16 protein-coding genes are annotated in these 17,057 nt (G+C 70.7%); 5 read left to right on the forward strand and 11 right to left on the reverse strand.

Annotated features, from left to right (window positions below):
• Positions 1–122: 122 nt before the first annotated feature.
• On the forward strand, positions 123–1,715 hold the full coding sequence (locus tag ACX114_RS08000) for a sigma 54-interacting transcriptional regulator (RefSeq protein ID WP_459296300.1): 1,593 nt from the start codon (positions 123–125) through the stop codon (positions 1,713–1,715).
• 7 nt (positions 1,716–1,722) lie between these two features.
• Here the strand turns inward: ACX114_RS08000 and ACX114_RS08005 are convergent, their stop codons facing one another.
• From ACX114_RS08005 to ACX114_RS08040, 8 genes are all read right to left on the reverse strand, one after another.
• Entirely contained in the window at positions 1,723–2,313 is a 591-nt protein-coding gene (locus ACX114_RS08005; RefSeq protein WP_459296302.1) for a hypothetical protein, read from the reverse strand.
• 98 nt (positions 2,314–2,411) lie between these two features.
• Positions 2,412–3,776, reverse strand: coding sequence for a hypothetical protein (locus ACX114_RS08010; RefSeq protein WP_459296304.1), 1,365 nt, complete (start codon positions 3,774–3,776; stop codon positions 2,412–2,414).
• Positions 3,773–4,690, reverse strand: a complete 918-nt coding sequence (locus tag ACX114_RS08015) for a 5-oxoprolinase subunit C family protein (RefSeq protein ID WP_459296306.1) — start codon at positions 4,688–4,690, stop codon at positions 3,773–3,775. Before ACX114_RS08015 ends, ACX114_RS08010 begins: the two co-directional genes overlap by 4 nt.
• Before the next feature lie 250 nt (positions 4,691–4,940).
• Positions 4,941–6,230, reverse strand: a complete 1,290-nt coding sequence (locus tag ACX114_RS08020; protein WP_459296308.1) for a LamB/YcsF family protein — start codon at positions 6,228–6,230, stop codon at positions 4,941–4,943.
• 26 nt (positions 6,231–6,256) lie between these two features.
• Positions 6,257–6,949 carry a histidine phosphatase family protein gene (locus tag ACX114_RS08025; protein WP_459296310.1) on the reverse strand — a complete coding sequence of 231 codons (693 nt, stop codon included), beginning with the start codon at positions 6,947–6,949 and terminating at the stop codon, positions 6,257–6,259.
• Entirely contained in the window at positions 6,949–8,028 is a 1,080-nt protein-coding gene (locus tag ACX114_RS08030; protein ID WP_459296312.1) for a phosphotransferase family protein, read from the reverse strand. Before ACX114_RS08030 ends, ACX114_RS08025 begins: the two co-directional genes overlap by 1 nt.
• 2 nt (positions 8,029–8,030) lie before the next feature.
• Positions 8,031–9,269 (reverse strand): acyl-CoA dehydrogenase family protein, encoded by a 1,239-nt coding sequence (locus ACX114_RS08035; protein ID WP_459296314.1) that lies wholly within the window; start codon positions 9,267–9,269, stop codon positions 8,031–8,033.
• Between the two features lie 87 nt (positions 9,270–9,356).
• Entirely contained in the window at positions 9,357–10,076 is a 720-nt protein-coding gene (locus tag ACX114_RS08040; RefSeq protein WP_459296316.1) for a TetR/AcrR family transcriptional regulator, read from the reverse strand.
• A gap of 133 nt (positions 10,077–10,209) precedes the next feature.
• Here ACX114_RS08040 and ACX114_RS08045 point away from each other — a divergent pair, with 133 nt between their 5' ends.
• Both ACX114_RS08045 and ACX114_RS08050 read left to right on the forward strand, forming a co-directional pair.
• A complete protein-coding gene (locus ACX114_RS08045; protein ID WP_459296318.1) occupies positions 10,210–10,860 on the forward strand; it encodes a hypothetical protein in 651 nt (216 codons plus the stop codon).
• A gap of 58 nt (positions 10,861–10,918) precedes the next feature.
• On the forward strand, positions 10,919–12,058 hold the full coding sequence (locus tag ACX114_RS08050; RefSeq protein WP_459296320.1) for an aminotransferase class V-fold PLP-dependent enzyme: 1,140 nt from the start codon (positions 10,919–10,921) through the stop codon (positions 12,056–12,058).
• A gap of 31 nt (positions 12,059–12,089) precedes the next feature.
• On the opposite strand, the gene cysK is transcribed toward ACX114_RS08050, so the two are convergent.
• Both cysK and epsC read right to left on the reverse strand, forming a co-directional pair.
• Positions 12,090–13,010, reverse strand: coding sequence for a cysteine synthase A (cysK, locus tag ACX114_RS08055; RefSeq protein WP_459296322.1), 921 nt, complete (start codon positions 13,008–13,010; stop codon positions 12,090–12,092).
• A gap of 46 nt (positions 13,011–13,056) precedes the next feature.
• Positions 13,057–13,902: a serine O-acetyltransferase EpsC gene (gene epsC / locus ACX114_RS08060; RefSeq protein ID WP_459296324.1), complete on the reverse strand. Its 846-nt coding sequence runs from the start codon at positions 13,900–13,902 to the stop codon at positions 13,057–13,059.
• 183 nt (positions 13,903–14,085) lie between these two features.
• On the opposite strand from epsC, the gene ACX114_RS08065 reads away from it, so the two are divergent.
• Complete coding sequence (locus ACX114_RS08065; RefSeq protein WP_459296326.1) at positions 14,086–14,934, forward strand: Fpg/Nei family DNA glycosylase; 849 nt, start codon at positions 14,086–14,088, stop codon at positions 14,932–14,934.
• 38 nt (positions 14,935–14,972) lie between these two features.
• Entirely contained in the window at positions 14,973–16,616 is a 1,644-nt protein-coding gene (locus ACX114_RS08070; protein ID WP_459296328.1) for an AMP-binding protein, read from the forward strand.
• Here the strand turns inward: ACX114_RS08070 and ACX114_RS08075 are convergent.
• The gene (locus ACX114_RS08075; protein WP_459296330.1) at positions 16,603–17,022 is read right to left on the reverse strand and encodes a TfoX/Sxy family protein; all 420 of its coding nucleotides are present in this window, start codon (positions 17,020–17,022) and stop codon (positions 16,603–16,605) included. The genes ACX114_RS08070 and ACX114_RS08075 overlap by 14 nt on opposite strands.
• Positions 17,023–17,057: the final 35 nt, after the last annotated feature.

A 17,057-nucleotide genomic window follows, 5' to 3' on the forward strand; every position in this document is an offset into this window, starting at 1 on the left:
CAGAGGGTTACAGCTCCCCCTGCTGCTTGCACCGGCGGGGCGGTGACGCCGGGTCGGTGCATAACGAAATCCCGGTGCCTTTCGCCACTGCAATTTCGGTGGGCCGCTATTATCGGTAACACATGCCGGATGAACTGATGGGGCGCCACCCGGAAGTGACGCAGGATGCTCGGGAGCTGGTCGAGCTGGCAACCACCGAAGAGGGGGTGGGGGAGCTGCTCCGTCGGGGATTGGACTGGGTGTCCCGCGTGGTGCCCTTCGACCTGGCCACGCTGTTCCTCCTCAAGGAGGGGCGGCTGGAGGCGGTGGCGGCGCGTGGCCCGCTCGCGAACCAGGCCGTGCGCAAGCACTCCCTGCAACTGGCGGACTTCCCGTCCCTGAAGCAGGCGCTGGAGACGCGGCGCGCGCGGGCCTTCACGGAGGAGGACCACTCGCACGGGGACGGCGACCCGTTCGACGGGGTGTTGGACCTGCCCGCGGGCCACTCGTGCATGGTGGTGCCGCTGTGCGCGGGGGAGCGCTGCTACGGCGTGCTGACGCTGGACCGCGCGCAGTGTGAGACGTACGCGCAGCCGGTGGTGGACCTGGTGGAGGTCTACGGCCAGATGCTGGCGACCGCGCTCCAGGGCGCCGAGCAGCGCGCGACGGCGGAGCGGCTGCACCGCCAGGACCATGAGCACGCGAAGCTCCTGGAGTCGCAGCTGGGCGGGGACTCCGAAGGCATCCTGGAGACTTCGTTGAGCCCGGTGATGCGCGACCTGTCCCGCCGCGCGCGGCAGGTGGCGGAGACGGACACTCCAGTGCTCATTACGGGAGAGACGGGGACGGGCAAGGAGCGGCTGGCGCGGGCCATCCACCGCTGGAGCGCGCGGGCGGATCAGCCCTTCGTGTCGCTCAACTGCGCGGCCATTCCGGCGGGCCTGTTGGAGAGCGAGCTGTTCGGCCACGTGAAGGGGGCCTTCACCGGCGCGAACCGCGACCGGGCGGGCCGCTTCCAGATGGCGCACGGGGGCACGCTGCTGCTGGATGAGATTGGCGAGCTGCCGGTGGAGCTGCAGGCGAAGCTGTTGCGCGCGCTCCAGGAGAAGGCCTTCGAGCCGGTAGGCAGCGACAAGACGGTGCGGGCGGACGTGCGCATCCTCGCGGCGACGCACGTGGACCTGCACCAGGCCATCGCGCAGAAGCGCTTCCGCGAGGACCTCTTCTATCGCTTGAGTGTCTTCCCCTTGAGGCTGCCGCCCCTGCGCGAGCGGCGCGAGGACCTGCCGCAGCTCACCGTGTTCCTCCTGGAGGAGCAGGCGAAGCGCACGGGCCGGCGGGGGATGCGGGTGTCGGCGTCAGGGCTCGCGCGGCTGGCGTCCTACGACTGGCCGGGCAACCTGCGCGAGCTGGCGAACGCGCTGGAGCGCGCCACCATCCTCACGCGGGGCCAGGAGCTGACGGCGCAGTCCTTTGATCTGCCGACCGGCGAGCGCGCGCGGGAGGTGTCGGCGGAGGAGACCCCGGCGCCGCTGCCCGCGGGGGCGAAGGTGCCCACGCTGGCGGCGGTGCAGCGTGAGCACATCCTTCGGGTGCTCACGCTCACCCGGGGCCGCGTCTACGGTGAAGGCGGCGCGGCGGCGCTCTTGGGGCTCAAGCCGTCCACGCTGCAGAGCCGGATGAAGAAGCTGGGCATCGAGCGGCTGGAGGGCTTCACCGCCGCCGAGGACGCGTGACGCTGGCTCAGTGCCAGCCGCTGTCCTCGCGGGCCTCGCGGCGGTCCTCGCGGGTCTCCTGACGGTTCTGCGCCGTCTCCGTGCGGGCCAGCTGGACCAGGTCGGCGATGAGCATGCGCTTGCGCGAGAGGCTTCCGCTGTCCATCCGGCCGTAGAGGTTGTTGAGCTCCTGGGAGATGGAGCGCGTCTTCTGCAGGGTGCGGGACTCCTGGCGGGCGTCGCGCACGTCGTCGCGGTGGTCCTTGCGGTCGTCGTAGCGGTTGCCGTCGTGGCGCACCTCGCGGGCGCTGGAGCGCGCCTCCTGCTTGTCCTGGGACAGCTCGCGGCGGGTCTCGTTCAGCTCGGAGGCCACGTAGCGGCGCACGTCCTCTTCCACCTGGAGCAGGTCGCGGCGCGCCGAGCGGCCACGGGCGGAGTCGTACCGGGAGAGCAGCGACTCCACCGCACGCAGGTCGTAATGATCATCCCGGGTCTCGCGCGCGTCCTGCCGCAGCTCCTGGCGGTCACGGGCCTGCTCGTGGTTGTTGCCGCGGGGACCGCCTGCGTGAGCCAGGACCGGGAGGGACAGCGCCATCGTTGCCAGCAGCCACTTCGACATGGGGGGCTCCATCAAGTGCGTCGGATGTCCTGATGGACGCAGCCTGCCGCTGCGAATTCAACGGCGGCGAACATTCCCCCCACGGGTGGGAGCGGGGCCTACGACACCGCGGGTGCGGCCGGGCGCGGCTTGGAGGGCGCCACGGGATAGTGGGCCTCCTTGCCGAAGGGCTGGTCGAAGAGGTGCGGATCCGCCTGGCGCGAGCGGAAGAGGTCCACGATGTAGTTCATCCGCTGGTCCAGCTTGCTCCAGTCCTTCGCGGCGGTGCCGGTGAGGCTGTCGGGCGTCTTGTCCAGCCGGCCCAGCAGCTCCTTCAGCTTCGGATCCTCGAGGGTGCGCAGGTGCGGCGGGAAGAGCGTGGACTCCATGCCGGCGGGGGGCGGCAGATCATTGCCCAGCTTCAGCGCGCCGCCGGGCACCGCGAGCTTCATCATGTGCTCGGTGGCGATGCCCCGGAACACGCCGGCCAGCTTGTCCACCAGCGGGTTCACGACGAGGTCCACCGCGCCCGTCTTGATGGCGGCCTTGGCGGCGAGGTTGGCGGGGAAGGGCAGGGCGTTGGCGCCCGCCTCGATGCTCTGCTTGAGGATGTTGGCGAAGACCTCCTTCACCGGGGCGTTGAGCGCCTTCTCCACGAAGCCCTGGAGCTGGGTCTGCTCGTGCAGGCCCACGGTGTCGTTGGCCCGGAGCATCATCTCGGCCTTCTTGTTCGGGTCCTTCTCGAACATGGCCTGCGCGTAGGTGCCGAAGGCCTCCTTGAGCAGCGGCTTGTCCGAGGGGAAGCCGTCCAGGTACTGCTGGAGCTTCGCGGGGTCCAGCTGGGTGTCACCCTGGAAGGTCTCCACGAAGCGGGCGAACTCGTGGCCCACCTCGCGGAAGACGAACTGGTTGCCGTCGCCAATGGCCTTGCTGACGTTGTTGAGCGCGTCCGCGCCGGCCTTGGCGATGTCGCCGGTGGGCAGGGCGGGCAGGCCCAGCTTGCGCATGAGGTCGTCCACCTTGGACATGGCCTCGCCCACGGCGCCGCCGCCCTTGAGGACGTCCACGAAGGCCTTGGGCATGTCCTCCTGGCGGATGCTCACGCCGGCCTGCTTCGAGGCCCAGGTGGCGAAGGTGGACCAGTTGGCGTTCTCCTTGCCCAGGAGCGTGCCCATGGCGTCGGACAGGTCGTGGTAGCCCTGGGTGATGGCCAGGTTGCGCGCGACAGGGTCCTCCATGGCGGCGATGTTCGCCACGTCCGCGGCGGTGGGGTAGCTGCCCGGCGTGGGGCGCGGACCGCCCTGCTGCGGGGCCGCGGCGGGGGTGGACAGGGCCACCGGGACCTTCCTGGCCTTGGACGACTCGAAGAGGGAGGCGCCCTGGTTTGCTCCAGGCTTCACCTCGTTGCGGGGGCGCGGCGGGAGGGCCGGCTCCGGCGGGCGGGGCGTGGTCGTGGGGCGCGGGCCAATCTTCGGAGGAGTCATGCCCCCAGTATCGGCCGGACCGGGTCCGAAGTTGCCCCGGTGGTCCGGGCGGGGTGGATCCTCCAGGCGTCACGAGCGACCTCCAGGGTCACGGCTTCGAAGCGCACCGGAGCGCCCGGACGGCGTGCCCCCAGCCGGCCCCAGTCCGCGCGGATGACGGCGGCGATGAGGGGGTAGCCCCCGGTGGTGGGGTGGTCCGGGCCCATCACGATGGGCGTGCCGGAGAGGGTGACCTGGATGGCGCCGCGCACCATGGGGCGGCAGGTGCCCCCGCCCTCGTCGCCGTGGGGCACGGGTGGTCCGTCCAGCCGCTGGCCCACGCGGTCGCTGGAGGGCGACACGGTGAAGGTGCTGCCCAGCAGCAGCTCCACGGCCGCGTCGCTGAAGGAGGACGCGTCCGGGCCCAGGAGCACGCGCAGCGGGGCGTCGGGGTCCAGGGCCTCCGTGAGACGTGACAGGTCGGCTGGGGAAAGGTCGGCGCTGGCAGGGCCCAGGGGGAGCCTGTCGCCGGTGCGAAGGGGACGGCCTTCCCAGCCACCCAGGCGGGCCACCCACAGCGTGCCCTGGCCTCCCAGGACTTCAGGCACTGCGAGCGCGCCATCCACGGCCACGTAGCGCACGGCGTACCGGGTGGGCGCGGGCACGGTGAGCGTGGCGCCGTCCGCGAGGAGGCTGGGGGCTTCGCCATCCACGGACACGCGCACGTCGCGGCCCCGGGCGCGCAGCTCCATCCGGCCGAAGGCTTCCAGCGCGGCAGCGCCGGGAGCATTGCCCACCGCGCGGTTCGCCGCGACGAGCAGCTCTGGCACCCACGCGCCGCCGGGCGGCACGCCGTGATGCATGACGCCGGGTCGGCCACCGTCCTGCACGGTGACAGGGGCGCCCAGGCCGACGATTTCGATGCAGGCGCTCATGCCTCTTCACCTCGCGCGGTCATGCCCGGGCCCTCGGACATGGATGCTGTCCCCGTGGATGAGAAGGCGAGAGGCGTTGAATGCTCCCCGGCCGCGGCACACCGCACGAACCTGTCCGACAGTCGGACAAGTTTCGAAGCCCGCGGACTCGGCTGGGTATCCGCCGTGGTTGAGGGGGCTCCCTGCTGCCGTACCGTGGAAAGCTGTCCGACAGTCGGACAGGTTTGGGGGCGCGTCGGGCGGAGCGCTGTCATGTCTCCACCCGCTCGAAGCGCACGCGGGCTCCCAACTGGAGTTCCGTGCCGCGCTGGGGGTCGAAGGCGGTGAAGTCCAGCGCGGTGCCCACGAGGTTCCATCCTCCTGGCGATGCGAACGGATACACGCCCGTGCGTTTGCCGGCGATGCCCACCGCGAGCGCTGGCACCCGCGTGCGCGGCACCGGCAGCCGGGGACACGCGATGCTCGGATCCACGTCCCCCAGGTACGCGAAGCCCGGCAGGAAGCCCACGCAGCGCACCCGGTACTCGCGCGCCGTATGGCGCCGCACCACTTCTTCCACTGACAGCCCCGCGTGCTCGGCCACCTTCGCCAGGTCTTCGCCGTCGTAGCGCACGCGGATGCGGATGAGCGGCTGCTCCACGGGGGTGACCGGTGCCACGCGCAGCCGCGTCAGCACGAGCGCCGGGGACTCAGGCGGTGTCTCCGGATCGAAGTACACGCAGGCGTGGGACTCGGTGATGACCGCGTCCCGCACGCCCGGCAGCGCGGACAGGGCTTCGCGCGCCAGGCCCCGGTCCACCGACTCCGGCAGCACCAGCCGCAGGGCGCTGTCTCCCAGCGGCTCCGGAGGCTGCTCCAGCGCGTCCAGCATCGCGCGCACCTCGCGGGCCAGCACCACCGCGCCCGGCGTGTCGCCGTGCACGCACAGCGTGTCCACCGTGCCGCCCGTGGCCAAACGCACCGTGTTCTCTCGCGCCTGCCCCACGTCCGTCAGCACCGCGCCCGGCTGGCCGCGCGGAATCAACGACCCGTCCGGCAACGTGCCCCGGTCCGCGAAGCCCTCGCGCGCATACCCCAGCCCCGCCGCCCGCGCCGCATCCCTCAAGGCGCCAGCGCCAGGGCCCACGATCGTGACGTCCGTCCCCAGGGCCTGCACCACGCCATCCACCACCGCGCGCGCAAGCTCCGGGGATTTGTTGGCCGCGTGGTACAGCGCCCCATGCGGCTTCGCATGCCGCACCGGCACGCCGCGCTCGTGGGCCAGCGCGGCCAACTGTCCGCACTGCTCCGCCACCTGCGCGCGCAGCACCTCTGGCGCCACGTCCAGCGCCTTGCGCCCGAAGTTGTCGCGGTCCGCGTAGGACGGGTGCGCGCCCGCCAGCGTGCCGTGGCGCTCGCACAGCTCCAGCGCCCGCCGCATGGACTCCGCATCCCCCGCGTGCCCCCCGCAGGCGATGTTCGCCAGGTGGGCGAGCGCGTAGAGCTGTTCGTCCTCCCCGGGCAGCTCCCCCAGGTCGATATTGAGCAGGCACCGCGTCATGGGCTCACGCTACGCGAGCCCCCACTTCAGCGGTAGGTGATGAGCGCGCGGTGTTCGCCCTCGAAGTGCCCGTGCTCGTTGAGGGTGGACAGATACCTGCCCCGCTCGCTGTAGATGACCTTCGTGATTCCACAGTTCGCCAGCGTCCAGTTCGTCCGGAACGCGTGCTCGTCCGGGATGCCCAGCAGGTCCTGGCTGATGGCCGTGATGGGGCCGCCGGAAGTGAACACCAGCGCCGTCCTGGAGGGCCCCAGCGAGGCCACGAGCGTCGCCAGCGCCTCCAGGCAACGCGCCTTGAACGCGCTCCAGGATTCTTTGTACTCGCCGTCGTGTCCGCCCGCGACCCAGCGCCCCACGGCCTGGGTGAACAGGTCCTGGTACGCGCGGCGCGGGTCCTTCGTCGCGGCCAGCTCCTCGCGCAGCACGGCGAAGTCCGCGTAGCGCGGCGTGTGCCGGTGCACGACCTCCTCGTGGTCGAACTCGTTGAACCCTGGCGTCCGCACGGGCTCCACCTGCTGGCCCAGCGCCTGGAGGCACGCGTCCGCCGTCTCACGGTGGCGCAGCATGGTGCCCGTCACCACGGCGTCCACCTTGGGCAGCCGCGTGCGCAGCGCTTCACCCAGGACGCGCGCCTGCTGCACGCCCACGTCCGACAGCTTGTCGTAGTCCTTCGCGCCGAAGGACGCCTGGCCGTGGCGGATGAGGTAGAGCGCGCCCATCAGCCGCCCGCCTTCTTGATGAGCTGCCGGCAGCGGTAGGCCAGGTAGTTGACGATGAGCCAGTAGTTCTTGAACGCCGGGTTGCGCGTCTGCTTGTGGTGGTAGCGGTAGTAGATCTGCTGCGCGATGACCGCGAGCCGGAACACGCCGTAGACCTCGTAGAAGGTCCAGTTGTCGGGCTTCAGGCCGGTGCGCTCCAGGTAGTACGCCACCACCTCCTCGCGCGTGAGCATGCCGGGCAGGTCCGTGGGCTGACGGCGCGTCATGCGCAGGAAGGCGTCGTCATCCGCCTGGACCCAGTAGGCCAGCGTGTTGCCCAGGTCCATCAGCGGGTCGCCCAGCGTGGCCATCTCCCAGTCCAGCACCCCGATGACCTGCGTGGGGTCCTCCGGCTTGAGCACCACGTTGTCGAAGCGCCAGTCGTTGTGGATGACGCACGTCTTGATGTCCGGCGGGACGTGCGCGGCCAGCCACTCGCGCGTGCGCTTCATGCGGGGCACGTTCCAGGTGCGTGCCTTCTCGTAGCGGTCGGACCAGCCGGAAATCTGCCGCTGCGGATAGCCCGGCCCCTTGCCCAGCGACTGGAGCCCCACCGCCTGCGCGTCCACGCCGTGCAGCGCGATGAGCTGATCCACCACGTTGAGGCACAACTGGCGCGTGCGGGCCTTGTCCAGGTCCAGCCCCTTGGGCAGGTGCTTGCGCGGGATGAGGCCGGGGATGCGCTCCATCACGTAGAACTCCGCGCCCAGCACGGCCGGGTCCTGGCACAGCCCCACCATGGTGGGCACCACCGGGTACACGGGCTTGAGCGCCTGCTGCACCGTGTATTCGCGCGACATGTCGTGCGCGGACTTCGCCTTGGTGCCCGCGGGCGGCCTGCGCAGGATGAGGTCGCGGTTCTCGTACTTGAGCCGGTAGGTCCAGTTGGAGGCGCCGCCCGTGTACTGCGTCACCTCCGGCGTGCCCTGGAGCAAGGGCACCTGGGCCTTCAGCCACGCGTCCACCGCGGGCACGTCCAGCGCCTCGCCGGAGCGCACCGCCTTGCCCTCGTCCAGGGGGATGGAGACCGGAGCCGTCATGTTCAACCTCCCTTGCTGAAGCCGCGCTTCGCGAGCTCGATGCGGGTGATGACGCCCTTGTGCACTTCGTCCGGGCCGTCCGCGATGCGCAGGCTGCGCGCCTGGGCGAAGAAGCCCGCGAGCGGCGTGTCGCGCGACACGCCCGCGCCGCCGTGCAACTGGATGGCGTCGTCCACCACCTTCTGGAGCACGTTGGGCGCCACGACCTTGATGGCCGAGATCTCCGTCATCGCGCCCAGCGCGCCCACGTCGTCCAGCTTCCACGCCGCGTACAGCGTGAGCAGGCGCGCCTGGTCGATGGCGATGCGCGCCTCCGCCACGCGCTCGCGGTTGCCGCCCAGGTTGATGAGCGGCTTGCCGAACGCTGTGCGGCCCATGCCCCGGTCGATCATCAGCTCCAGCGCCCGCTCCGCCGCGCCAATGCATCGCATGCAGTGGTGGATGCGGCCCGGGCCCAGGCGGCCCTGCGCGATCTCGAAGCCCATGCCCGGCCCGGAGATGAGCGCGGACACCGGCAGCCGCACGTTGTTGAAGTGCACCTCGCCGTGGCCGTGCGGGGCGTCATGGTCGCCGTACACGGGCAGCATGCGGATGATTTCGACGCCCGGCGCGTCCATGGGCACCAGCACCATGGAGTGCTGGTGGTGGCGGTCCGCGCCCGCCTGCGACGTGCGGCCCATGAAGATGGCCACCTTCGCGTTGGGGTGGCCCAGCCCGCTGGACCACCACTTCTTGCCGTTGAGGACCACGTGCTCGCCGTCCACCTCGGCGGTGGCCTGCATGTTGGTGGCGTCCGACGACGCGGCGTCCGGCTCCGTCATGCAGAACACCGAGCGGATGTCGCCCGCGAGCAGCGGCTTCAGCCACTGCTCCTGCTGCTCCGGGGAGCCGTAGCGCCAGAGCACCTCCATGTTGCCGGTGTCCGGGGCGCTGCAATTGAAGACTTCCGGCGCCATGAAGCTGCGGCCCATCTGCTCCGCGAGCGGCGCGTACTCCAGCGTGCTCAGCCCCGCGCCCAGCTTCGCGTCCGGGAGGAACAGGTTCCACAGCCCCTCGGCCTTCGCGCGGGCCTTGAGCTCCACCATCACCGGCGGCACCTTCCACTGGCGCCAATCCCCGCCGGCCTCCATCGCGTGCAGGGCCTGGAGGTATTCGGCCTCCACCGGCTCGATGTGGTCAGCCATGAAGCGCTTCACGCGCTCCAGGTATTCGGTCGTCCTGGCGGAAGGCTGGAAGTCCATGCGAGGCATCCTGCGCCCCGCCGGGTTGGCGATGCCACTGAATGTTGAATGTCTGTTCTGGGGCTGGCGCTGGCCAGGCCGCTGGCTTCAGCGGCGACGGGGGACCGGCGTCTTGCGCGCGCGTGACGAACGCGTTCCGCGACGGCCCTGGGCCTTCGGCTTGCGAGCGGGCGAGCAGGGCGGGGCGGGCTGCTCGATGCTCGCGAGCATGATCCGCCGCAACAGCGCGTACACGGGCAGCGGGTCGAAGCTCTTGTCCAACTGGTGGTGCAGCGCGAGCCCGTCCACGCACGCCTTGATGATGACCGCGTAGTGCAGGTCCTCGGCGGTGGGGGCCGAGTCATGGCCCGTGCGCACGTGCGCCACGGTGCGGGCGATCTCCTCGTCGCCCTGGCCCAGAAGCTGCGCCACGGCGGGCGTCAGCTCCCGGTTGCGCAGGCCCAGCGCGAACAGCTCGTAACGCAACCGGCACGTCCCCGGCGCGTCCGTGGCCAGCTTCTCGCCCCAGGCGAAGGCCGTCTCGGCCAGCTCCTCCGCGGGCGTCTGCGCGCGCAGCCGCTCCAGCTCCGACAGGTACTGCCGGCTCGCCTCCTGGGTGACGGCCAGCAGCAGCGCGTCCTTGCTGCCGAAGTAGTAGTGCACCAGGCCCTGGTTCACCCCGGCCTCGCGCGCCACCTCCTTCACCGTGGCGGCGTCGTAGCCGCGCTCCCCCAACACGCGCTGGCCGGCGGCGATGAGGCGCGCCCGGGCGTCAGGCTCCGGAGCAGCGGGGGGAGGCGGCGTCTTGCCACGGCGGGGGGATGGCATCCCAGACCCATAGGGCACCGCCTCCCACCCCCGCAAGGCCGGCGTCCGCTCGTCGCCTTGACATCCCGCGTTGTCGGTCTTAGTTAGTCGTGTGACTAAGTTAGTCGTCCGGCTAAACCGAGGGAGACGGGCCATGCGAGTCGAGTCCAAGCGGTCGATGCAGTGGGTGAAGGCGGTGGCGGTGGGTGCGGCGTTGGTGTCGGTGCCGGCGATGGCCCAGGACATGACGTCCTCGTCCACGGGGCAGGAGCAGCAGCGGCGCGGGGCGTTCCTGCTGGAGCTGCAGCCGCCGGCGCTGGACGGCTCGCTGTACGGCATCCGGGCGGAGGTCGCGCCGTCGAGGGACTCGCGGCTGGCGTTCGGCATCCTGGGGCGCGCGGGCGGGTGGAACCGGTCGCTGGGGGCGAAGGCGCGCTTCAGCGGCGTGGGCGGCAGCGACGTGAAGCTCAACTTCGGCGTGGGCGTGGACAGCCGCTACACGCTGGCCTTCCTGGCGGACGGCACGGTGCGTCCGTTCGTGGGGATGACGCTGGGCCTGGAGGAGTTCGTCGCGCGCCCGGACGGCGCGGCGATGCCGGACCGCAAGGACTACACGACGACGGCCTTCCTGGAGCCGACGCTGGGCGTGATGTGGCGGCCGGGCTCCGGGCGCGTGGGCCTGTCGGCGCGGGCCGGCCCGGGCTTCACCTTCACGGACGTGCGCGAGCTCCAGGTGGGCAACAACAACCTGGGCCTGCGCACGGTGTACCCCACGGCGTCGCTGGGCCTGCTGGTCGTCCTGTAGTCGACGGGGGCCGCGGAGCGTGCCGTGAGCGGTGGAGAGGTGGCTACACTCGCCACCCATGAGCCGCTCGTTCGATTCCTACCGCGCCGAGTTCCCCGTCCTGAAGGAACAGCTCTACCTCAACCACGCCGGGGTCGCGCCCACCAGCACGCGCGCCGCCGCCGCGGTGAAGGCCTGGGTGGACGACGTGGTGAATCACGGCGTCCTCCACGAGCGCGGCTGGGAGGCCCAGAGCGAGAAGGTGCGAGGGCTCGCCGCGCGCATCATCGGAGCCTCTCCGGAAGAAGTGGCCTTCGTGCGCAACACCAGCCACGGCCTGGGGCTGGTGGCTGAAGGGCTGGACTGGCGACCCGGAGACGAGGTCGCCGTCGCCACGAGCCTGGAGTACCCGTCCAACGTCTACCCGTGGCTGCACTTGAAGAGCCGGGGCGTGGAGGTCCGCGAGATTCCCACGCCGGAGGGTGGTGTGACGCCGGAGGCCGTGGCGTCCGTGCTCACCCCGCGCACGCGGCTGGTGGCGGTGTCGTCGGTGCAGTTCGCCACCGGCCACCGCACGGACCTGGATGCGCTCGGCGCACTGTGTGAGCGCTCCGGCGTGCTCCTGTGCGTGGACGGCATCCAGAGCGTGGGCTGCATCCCGGTGGACGTGAAGAAGAGCCGCGTGCACTTCCTCAGCGCGGACAGCCACAAGTGGATGCTGGGCATCTCCGGCATCGGCTTCCTGTACGTGGCGAAGGACGTGCTGCCGCGCGTGCGGCCCGCGCTGGTGGGCTGGCGCAGCACCACCGACGCGTGGAACTTCAACCGCTCGCACTTCGAGCTGCGCCCGGACGCGGCGAAGTTCGAGGAGGGCAGCGCCGCGTACCCCGGCATCTACGCGATGGGCGCCGCGCTGGAGCTGCTCCTGGAGGTGGGGACGGACGCCATCGGCGCGCGCATTGGCGAGCTGCTGGCCCGGCTGGACTCAGGCTTGCGCGACCTGGGCTGCGACGTGGGCCCCGAGCCGAAGGACCGCGCGGGCATCCTCACCTTCCTGCCGCCGGGCGCGAACGTCCATGCGCTCAGCGCGTACCTGTCGGGGCAGAAGGTGTCCCACTCCGTCCGGCGCGGGCGCATCCGCCTGTCGCCGCACTTCTACAACACGCACGAGGAGATGGACCGGCTGGTGGAGCTGGTCCGCGCGTACCGGCCCGGGTGAGCTCCCCCCGGACCGGCGTGCACGACGACTGCTACTGCGCGGGGAAGAGGTTCTCCACGGAGAGGTAGCGCTCGCCGGTGTCGTAGCAGAAGGCGAGCACGCGGCTGCCGTCCGGGATCTCCGCCAGCTTCTGGTTCACCGCGGACAGCGAGGCGCCGGAGGACACGCCCACGAAGATGCCCTCCTCGCGCGCGGCGCGGCGGGCGAACTCGAAAGCGTCCTTCTCATCCACCTGGATGGTGCCGTCGATGCTCTGCACGTGCAGGTTCTTCGGGATGAAGCCCGCGCCGATGCCCTGGATGGGATGCGGGCCCGGCTGGCCGCCGCTGATGACGGGGGACTTCACCGGCTCCACCGCGAACACCTTCAGCTTGGGCCACTTCGCCTTGAGGACCTCCGCGCACGCGGTGATGTGGCCGCCGGTGCCCACGCCCGTGATGAGGTAGTCCAGCCCCTCCGGGAAGTCGTTGAGGATCTCCTGCGCGGTGGTGCGCTTGTGGATCTCGATGTTGGACTCGTTCTCGAACTGCTGCGGCATCCACGCGTTGGGCGTCTGCGCGACCAGCTCCTGGGCGCGGGCGATGGCGCCCTTCATGCCCTTGGCGCGCTCCGTCAGGTCGAACTGGGCGCCGTAGGCGGCGAGCACGCGGCGGCGCTCGATGCTCATGGACTCCGGCATCACCAGGATGAGCTTGTAGCCCTTCACCGCGGCCACCATGGCCAGGCCGATGCCGGTGTTGCCGCTCGTCGGCTCGATGATGACGCTGCCCTCCTTGAGGAGGCCCTTCTTCTCCGCGTCTTCAATCATCGCCAGGCCGATGCGGTCCTTGATGCTGCCGCCCGGGTTGGCGCGCTCCAGCTTCAGGTGCACCGTCACGCGCGACGGGTACAGCCGGTTGATGCGCACGTGCGGCGTATTGCCAATGGTCTGCAGGATGTTGTCGACCTTCATGGCGTCTCCTGTGAATGGGGAACGGGCACTGCGTGAGGGAAAAGACTCAAATCTGGTAGTCGAGGACGTCCAGGCCCTCGTCGCCGTGGCGCGCGCGCACCTCGCTGCGGCGGGTGACGACGGACTGGGCGGGCACGCTCTGCGTGAGCCACGCGTTGCCGGCGATGATGCTGCCCTTGCCCACCACCGTGCCGCCCCCGAGGATGGTGGCGTTCGCGTACACCACGACGTCGTCCTCGATGGTGGGGTGGCGCTTGCGGTCCGCCAGCGCCTTCTCCACCATCAGCGCGCCCAGCGTGACGCCCTGGTAGAGCTTCACGTTGTCGCCAATCACCGTCGTCTCGCCGATGACCAGGCCCGTGCCGTGGTCGATGACGAACTTGCGGCCGATGGTGGCGCCCGGGTGGATGTCCACGCCGGTGCGCTGGTGGGCGTACTCGGTGAGCAGGCGCGGCAGCAGGGGGAAGTTCAGCCGGTGCAGCGCGTTCGCCACGCGGTAGATGGCGATGGCGTAGAAGCCCGGGTAGGTGAGGACGACCTCGTCCACGCTGCGCGCGGCGGGGTCCGCTTCGAAGATGGCGCGCGCGTCCTGCTGGAGCCACTCATAGAGGTCCGGCAGCTTCGCCATGAAGCGCGAGGACATGCCCGCGTCGGTGACGGGGTAGTGCGGCGCGAGCAGCGACTGGATGCGCTGGAGGCTCGCCTCCACCGCGGTGACGTCCCGGCGCACGGCGGCGGCGTTGCACTCCAGCCGCTCCGCGAAGTGGGGGAAGAGTAACCCCAGCACCTGCGAGACGAACTCCGGCGCGGCCTTGCGCACGTCCGGGGGGAAGCAATGGCGCTGGCGCGCCTCCAGCAGGGTGGCAACCAATCGGGCGTTCGGATCGTCCATGGGGCGTTGCGTCAGGATAGCGTGCCGTGCCGGCGTTTTCCTTGTTTCCGGCGTCCCGGAGCGTAACGGCCGGGGTCCGGACGTGGATGCCCTCGGAGGGAAAACGTCGCGGATGCCCGGTCGTCCAGGGGCCGGGACGTGGTGCTCCCCGGCATGGGTGGGGCGCGGGGATTACCCAGGGGGATGCCAGAAGGTCACAGCATCCACCGGGTCGCCCGGGTCCACCGCCGCTGGTTGATGGGGCGGCGTTTCACGGCCGATTCACCGCAGGGCCGGAGCGAGGTGGCGCACGGGCTGTCCGGGCGGGCGTTGCTGAACGTGGATGCGCACGGCAAGCACCTGTTCCACACGTTCGAGGGGGACGTGCGGCTGCACATCCACCTGGGGCTCTTCGGGCGCATCCGTCACTTCCGGGCGGAGGCGCCTGAGCCCTCCACGGCATGCCGGCTGCGGCTGGCCTCGGACGGGGCGACGCTGCACCTGTCGGGGCCGTCCGCGTGCGAGCTGCTGTCACTGGAGGAGGAGGCCGCGTTGCGCGCGAGGCTGGGCGAGGATCCGCTGCGCGTGGATGCGTCAGCGGACCGGGCGTATGCGCTGCTGACGCGGGGACGCATGCCGCTGGCGCAGGCGCTGCTGGACCAGGGGCGCATCGCGGGCGTGGGGAACATCGTGCGGGCGGAGGCGCTGTTCGTCGCGCGATTGCCGCCGCTGATGCCCGCGTGCGAGCTGGAGCGGGACGCGTTCGACCGGTTGTGGGGCGTGATGCGGGCGCTGCTCCAGGACGGTGCTCGCGACGGGCTCATCGTGACGCCGGGGGCGCCGCCGCTTCCCTCTCCAGGCCGCAAGCGGGCGGAGCGCTTCTGCGTGTACAGCCGCGCGGGCCTGCCGTGTCCGCGCTGCGGCGGGAAGGTGACGGGGCAGGTGCTTGCGGCACGCACCCTCTACTTCTGCGCCGCGTGCCAGGGTGTGGACCGCGCGCGGCGTTCACGCCGTGGATACGAGCGGACAGCCGGAGGCCCTGCTCCCCGCTGACGCTTGCCGACCCGGTGGCACCTGGGGACGATGAGGGCATGACGACCGCCCTGTCCTATGCCCATGGCACCAGCACCACCCCGCTGCTGGGGGAGACCATCGGTCAGAACCTGCGCCGCACCGTCGAGAAGTACGGCGACCGCGAGGCGCTGGTGGTGGCCTCGCAGAGCTACCGGGTCACCTGGCGGCAGTTCTGGGACGCGACCACGGCGGTGGCCAAGGGCCTGCTGGCGCTGGGCATCCAGAAGGGGGACCGGGTGGGGCTCTGGTCCCCCAACCGCTTCGAGTGGACCGTGTCGCAGTACGCGCTCGCGCGCACGGGCGCCATCCTGGTCAACCTGAACCCCGCCTACCGCACGTCGGAGCTGGAGTACGCGCTCAACCAGGCGGGGGTGAGCGTGCTGCTCCTGGCGAAGGGCTTCCGGCAGACGGACTACACGCGGATGCTGGCGGAGGTGCGGCCCCGGTGCGCGGGCCTGCGCGAGGCGCTGGTGCTGGACTCGGACTGGGACCGGCTGGTGAAGGGCGGCGCGGGCATTGGCGACGACGTGCTGGAGGCGCGGGAGCTGTCGCTCCAGTTCGATGACCCCATCAACATCCAGTACACGTCCGGCACCACGGGCTTCCCGAAGGGCGCGACGCTGTCGCACCACAACGTGCTCAACAACGGCTTCTTCGTGGGCGAGGTGCTGCGCTACGGGCCGGAGGACCGCGTGTGCATCCCGGTGCCGTTCTACCACTGCTTCGGCATGGTGATGGGCAACCTGGCCTGCACGTCGCATGGCTCGGCCATGGTGATTCCGGGCGAGGCGTTCGACCCGCTGGCGGTGCTCCAGACGGTGCAGGCCGAGCGCTGCACGTCGCTCTATGGCGTGCCCACGATGTTCATCGCGGAGCTGGACCACCCGCGCTTTGGCGAGTTCGACCTGCGCAGCTTGCGCACCGGCATCATGGCGGGCTCGCCGTGTCCGGTGGAGGTGATGAAGCAGGTGCAGTCGCGGATGCACATGGAGGAGGTCACCATCTGCTACGGCATGACGGAGACGTCGCCCGTGTCCACGCAGAACCCGCTGGACGACACGCTGGAGAAGCGCGTGGCGACGGTGGGGCGCGTGCATCCGCACCTGGAGGTGAAGGTGGTGGATCCGGACTCGGGCGCGGTGGTGCCGCTGGGGCAGCCGGGGGAGCTGTGCACGCGCGGCTACAGCGTGATGCTCGGGTACTGGGACAACGCGGAGGCCACGGCGGCGGCCATCGACCGGGCGGGGTGGATGCACACCGGTGACCTGGCGACCATGGACGGGGAGGGCTACGTCAAGATTGTCGGCCGCATCAAGGACATGATCATCCGGGGCGGTGAGAACGTGTACCCGCGCGAGGTGGAGGAGTTCCTCCACACGCACCCGGAGATCTCCGAGGCGCAGGTCATCGGCGTGCCCAGCGTGAAGTACGGCGAGGAGGTGATGGCGTGGGTGCGCTTGAAGTCCGGCGCATTGCTGACGCCGGAGACGCTGACGGCCTTCTGCACCGGCCGCATCTCCACGTTCAAGATTCCCCGCCACTGGAAGTTCGTGGACAGCTTCCCGATGACCGTCACCGGCAAGGTGCAGAAGTTCCGCATGCGCGAGGTCTCCATCGCCGAGCTGGGGCTCGGCGACGTGGCCAGCATCAAGACCGCCTGACGGGCTTCTTCTTCGCGGCGGCCTTCTTCACGGCAGGGACCTTCTTGGCCGCGGGCTTCTTCTTCGCGGCCTTCTTCATCGCGGCGCGGTTGGCGGCGTCCACGGCGCGGCGGGCCCAGGGCAGCATCCGGCGGCCGTCGTCCTCGGCGTCCGCGGGCGGCGTCCAGTAGCTCATGGGCAGTTCCTTGCCCCGGCTCTGGTAGATGAAGGGCCGGCAGCCCTCGGCCTCGAAGTCGGGGCGGGTGACCTCGTCCGTCTTCAGGTAGAGCTGGCCCTGGATGATGAGGCCGAACATCCGGCCACCGAAGTACAGGCCCCAGCCCCCGAACATCGAGCGGGCCTGCACCGGACCGAGCGGCTTCAGCAGTTCGACCGTGTACTCCATGAAGCTGTCCGAGCGGGGCATGGGCGAAGTCCTCCGGACGGAGGACTCTAGCGAGC

This window comes from Corallococcus sp. M7 (assembly GCF_054512695.1).